General features: G+C 40.5%; 4 protein-coding genes. 2 read left to right on the forward strand and 2 right to left on the reverse strand.

The window, feature by feature from the left end:
• The coding region (locus tag Q8907_13115; GenBank protein MDP4275210.1) for an alpha/beta hydrolase family protein at positions 1-628 on the forward strand (628 nt) is incomplete at its 5' end.
• Positions 629-644: 16 nt separating this feature from the next.
• Here Q8907_13115 and Q8907_13120 read toward each other — a convergent pair.
• A complete protein-coding gene (locus Q8907_13120) occupies positions 645-1,331 on the reverse strand; it encodes a DNRLRE domain-containing protein (GenBank protein MDP4275211.1) in 687 nt (228 codons plus the stop codon).
• Positions 1,332-1,749: 418 nt separating this feature from the next.
• Between Q8907_13120 and Q8907_13125 the strand changes: the two genes are divergently transcribed.
• Complete coding sequence (locus Q8907_13125) at positions 1,750-2,967, forward strand: 6-phosphofructokinase (GenBank protein MDP4275212.1); 1,218 nt, start codon at positions 1,750-1,752, stop codon at positions 2,965-2,967.
• Positions 2,968-3,037: 70 nt separating this feature from the next.
• Here Q8907_13125 and Q8907_13130 read toward each other — a convergent pair whose 3' ends face one another.
• Positions 3,038-4,300, reverse strand: a complete 1,263-nt coding sequence (locus Q8907_13130) for a zinc-binding dehydrogenase (protein MDP4275213.1) — start codon at positions 4,298-4,300, stop codon at positions 3,038-3,040.
• Positions 4,301-4,565: the final 265 nt, after the last annotated feature.

Raw genomic sequence — 4,565 nt, forward strand, 5'->3', positions numbered from 1 at the left:
CAAAGCCATTGCAGAGCGGGAAATTCCTCCGGTGATCATTGTAATGCCCGATGGCGGCGTAACCTGGTATATCAATGACAGCCAGAACCAGTATCGCTGGAACGATATGTTCACCCGGGAATTTATTCCATACATTGACGCCACTTACCGGACAAGGCCGGCAAAAGAATTCCGCGCCATAGCCGGACTTTCGATGGGCGGATACGGGGCACTTATAAATGCTTTGTTGCATCCCGATTTGTTTTCCTCATGCGTAGCCTTCAGTGCCGCTGTTTTCACGGACGATGAACTTGTTGCAATGGCGGGCAGCGAATACGCCAGAAGGTTTTCAAAATTGACTGATATAAACCTTAAAGGGCGGGAAAGGCTTACTTCTTATTGGCAAGATCACAGCATACTCAACCTGATGAAAACACTTCCGAAGGTTAAAACAACCTCCGTCAGATGGTACATAGACTGTGGAGACGACGATCACCTTTACAAAGGGAATGAAAACCTGCACATCCTGATGCGAGACTTAAACATACCCCATGAATACCGCGTTCGTGACGGAGCGCATACCTGGACCTACTGGAGGACAGGACTTCCCGACGGATTGAAATTTATTGGAGAGGGGTTTCACAGGTAAAAAACAGCCTAACCCATTATTTCTTATAGTATATAATCAATTGTGGCCTGAAAATACTGTTGGAATAGTTGGGAGAGGCAAATATGGCCGTGGCATTTTTCGTCCCCTTGCTGACAGATCCGATCAGTCCATTGTTTTCGATTTTGCCGTTGAGCCAATCCTTGACAAAAGGCGTGATATCCACATCAAACCAGCGATCGGCCCGGGGCCATCTGGAAAATAGCCCTTCCACAGTATCACTCTGGGGTTGGGTTGAATAAGTCACCAGTGATTCCCAATTTTCTGTAATCTTCTCATATTGCAATTTACCGTTGACATCACCTTTCATCTGGAGGCAATATAAGCGCATAACGGCCTTCAAAATCTGGGCATGTTTGGGTATTTGTTCAAGATCCCAGTAAATCAAAAATTTATCATTGCAGGAAGGATAATTGCCCTCGCGCATTTTTCCAAGGAAAAAGAAATCTCCTTTTCCTACCGGATTACAAAAATCGGGACGGCAACTGCTGATATAGGCTCCTTTAGTGGTTATGATCCGGAGGGAATCAATCTGATGGTCCCTGATAACTGGATTACCCAAAGCGAACCGGGTTACCAAAATCAAAATCCAGGACAAAAGGAACAAATGATTTAAAACCTTGTTTTTCAATTTAAACTCAACATATAAAATTAATAATCCCGGACAATGCTGTTTATTCTTCATAATAAAAAAGTTTTAGAAATCAATTTAACTCACCCTGACCCATCTAAACCCACCCTGATATTTCAGTAATCATTTATTAATAAATTAATTAGCAATATTTCATTTTTCCTTATTAATTGCTTAAAAGGTAATAAATTTTATATAGAAAACCGAATAAAATATAAGGTTACGAAACAGCAAAAAAGCATTTTTCACAAAGAGTTTAACGTTTATTGATATTTTTCCTTCAGGATTCAGTTTAAAATGTAAAGAAAAAGTTGGTTTATTTTGATAGTTTTACAAACTTTGCAAGCTTAAATTTTCATGCATGAATTTTCTTTTATGCATGAATAAATAAATGTAAGACAAAGACTTATAGCTTAAGGTCTAAGTCCGTTTTTTTGCATAGTATTTAGAAACATATTAAATAAAGAAAAAAATGAAACAATCAATTGCAATTTTGTGTGGAGGAGGACCTGCTCCTGGTATAAATACCGTTATCAGTTCAGTAGCAAAAACATTCTTGTTAAATGGATATAGAGTATTAGGACTACACGAAGGTTACAAGACTCTTTTTTCAAAAAATCCGCATTTCGAAGAATTAACTTTTGCCTTTGCTGATAAAATCAGCACTTTGGGAGGTTCTGTCCTTCAAATGAGCCGATATAAACCTAAAGACGAAGAATTCAACACAGATTTCTTTGTTCAGAACAATGTAAAATTGTTGGTTACCATTGGCGGCGATGATACTGCTTCAACAGCAAACCGTATCGGCAAGTTCCTGGAAAAAGCAAATATAACCATCTCGAACATCCATGTTCCCAAAACCATCGATAACGATTTGCCTTTGCCGGAAGGGATACCTACATTCGGCTTTGAATCGGCCATGAGCGAAGGTGTCAGGATTGCCTCAACCGTTTATGAAGATGCACGTACAAGCGGCAATTGGTTTATTGTTTCTGCTATGGGACGTGAAGCCGGCCATTTGGCCTTTGGCATTGGCGCTGCCTGCCACTACCCCATGATTATTATCCCGGAAATGTTCAACAAAACCGAAGCCACCATCGACAAGATTGTTTCGCTGGTTGTTTCAGCCATTTTGAAAAGAGAAATTCTGGACATCCCTTATGGTGCTGTAATCATTAGCGAAGGCGTATTCCACTTCATGAGTGACGATGAAATCAAAAACTCGGGAATTAACTTCACTTATGATGAACACGGACATCCCGAACTGGGCAACCTGAGCAAATCTCATATTTTCAATCAACTTGTACAAAAGAGACTGAAAAAACTCGGTATTGTAATTAAAAGCCGTCCCGAGGAAATGGGTTACGAATTGAGGTGCTGCCCACCTGTAGCTTACGATATGATGTACTGCAGCCAGCTGGGTATGGGGGTTAAGAAACTTTTCCTCGAAGGCAAAAAAGAATGTATGGTAACCGTTGACCAGGACGGGAAAATATCTCCACTTTTCCTGAAAGATGTTGAAGATGCTTCGGGTAAAGTTCGTCCACGTCTGGTAAACATTGCTTCCGAAAAAATCCAGATCGAATTCAACGAAGGATTGCACTATATCACTCCTGCAGACTATGAAGCTGCAAAGAAATTTGTTCCCAATCCTGAAGAATACGATTTCAAGAAAATTCTGAACTGGTAAAACTCAAGAAATATTCAATAACAAAAAAGGCGCTTCTTTCAGCGCCTTTTTTGTTATTGATCCCAAGCTTTTATAATTGAGGTGCATGGGCCAGCAAATAATTTTCTGCTTCACCACACCAGAAACCGTTATTTCTCTTCACTATTTCGTCCAGGCCGGCAAACAAAGGATCCGTCTTGCCTTTGGCTTCAAAATCATCAATAGCAGTAAGTTCGAGATTGACATGAGTATAAATAAGCTTCTTTCCCCCCGGGATATTGGGCAGATTCAGAGTAGTTTGGGCAGCAGCATTTAACCCCCCCACATGAGTGATCATCACAGCAGGGTTGATTTTCCCACAGCTCATCATATCAAGCGATTCAATCATATCATCGGTATTTCCGCCGCTGGTGCCCACTACGTGAGTAGATAAATAATGGACATTATAAAAATTAAATTCGCCAGAGAATTCTTTATTGGTAGGCCCGGCAAAGAAATTCAGGCAGCCGTCCTGTCCAAGCAGTTTCCCGCCCAATTCCACAACCGGTTTGACCGGGGCAAATACGAACACATCATCAAAGCCGTTGCCTCCGGCCAAATTTCTTAAATATTCATCAGGTTTTTCAATATCCCTGGTATTAACGAACCGGATATCGACTCCACTTTCTTTGGCTACCTGTTCATTAAAAACCGATTCTGCCCTTTTCAGGCGGCTGTCGTCTATATCGGTAATTACCAATAAGGAAGGCCTGCGGTCACAATGAATGGCATAATCAATGGCACCCATGCCCATTGGGCCAACGGCTGCCAGCATGGCCATCTTTCCGCCTTCGACAATGCCCATATTGTGGACATATTTTCCAAAAACCGTATGGTAAGAAGCGTGAAAAGCAGCGACAATACATGACATAGGCTCTGCCAGTGAAGCTTTAAAAAAGGCATCACCCTTATATTCCAGCATAAATCCCCCTTCCATCACCTCTTTGGGGATAACGATATACATGGAATCACCGCCGTAATATTTAAAGGAATAGCCCGGGGCATATCCCTTTCCCATATAGTTCATATTGGGTTGAACAGTAAAACGATGACCAGGTTTGTAAAGTTTTTTCCATTTTTCGCCGACTTCAATGATTTCACCGGAGAACTCATGCCCCACAATAGTAGGATTGACATCAATATCCTTGGGTACCCTTTTGTGTTCATTTCCCTGTAAAGAGGCTTTATAAGTCGACATACAAATACTGTCTGATATCACCTTGGCAAGTATCTCATCATCTTTCATCTCAGGCAGATCGAATGTTTCCAGCCTCAAATCCTTTTTCCCGTATAAACGGAGAGCTTTTGTTTGCATGACAATGTTTTTTAGCTATTAGTTTGTTTGTTAATGATTTACACAAGAATTCAAAATTTAAATTCCGCTTGAAATTACTCTTTTTACAGAAAGAATAGAAATAAAATGCAAACGATTTTCCTGACTTCAAGGAAAAATAAAAACCAGATAGTTAAAAACATTTTATATTTGCTTTAAATACTTTATACTAAGACGGCACAAAACGATCCGTCACCAGAAAATAAGAATGTAATGGAAACAGCTTTAATTACCGGTGCTTCAAACG

The sequence above is a fragment of the Bacteroidota bacterium genome (assembly GCA_030706565.1).
In the GTDB taxonomy this organism is placed as follows: domain Bacteria; phylum Bacteroidota; class Bacteroidia; order Bacteroidales; family JAUZOH01; genus JAUZOH01.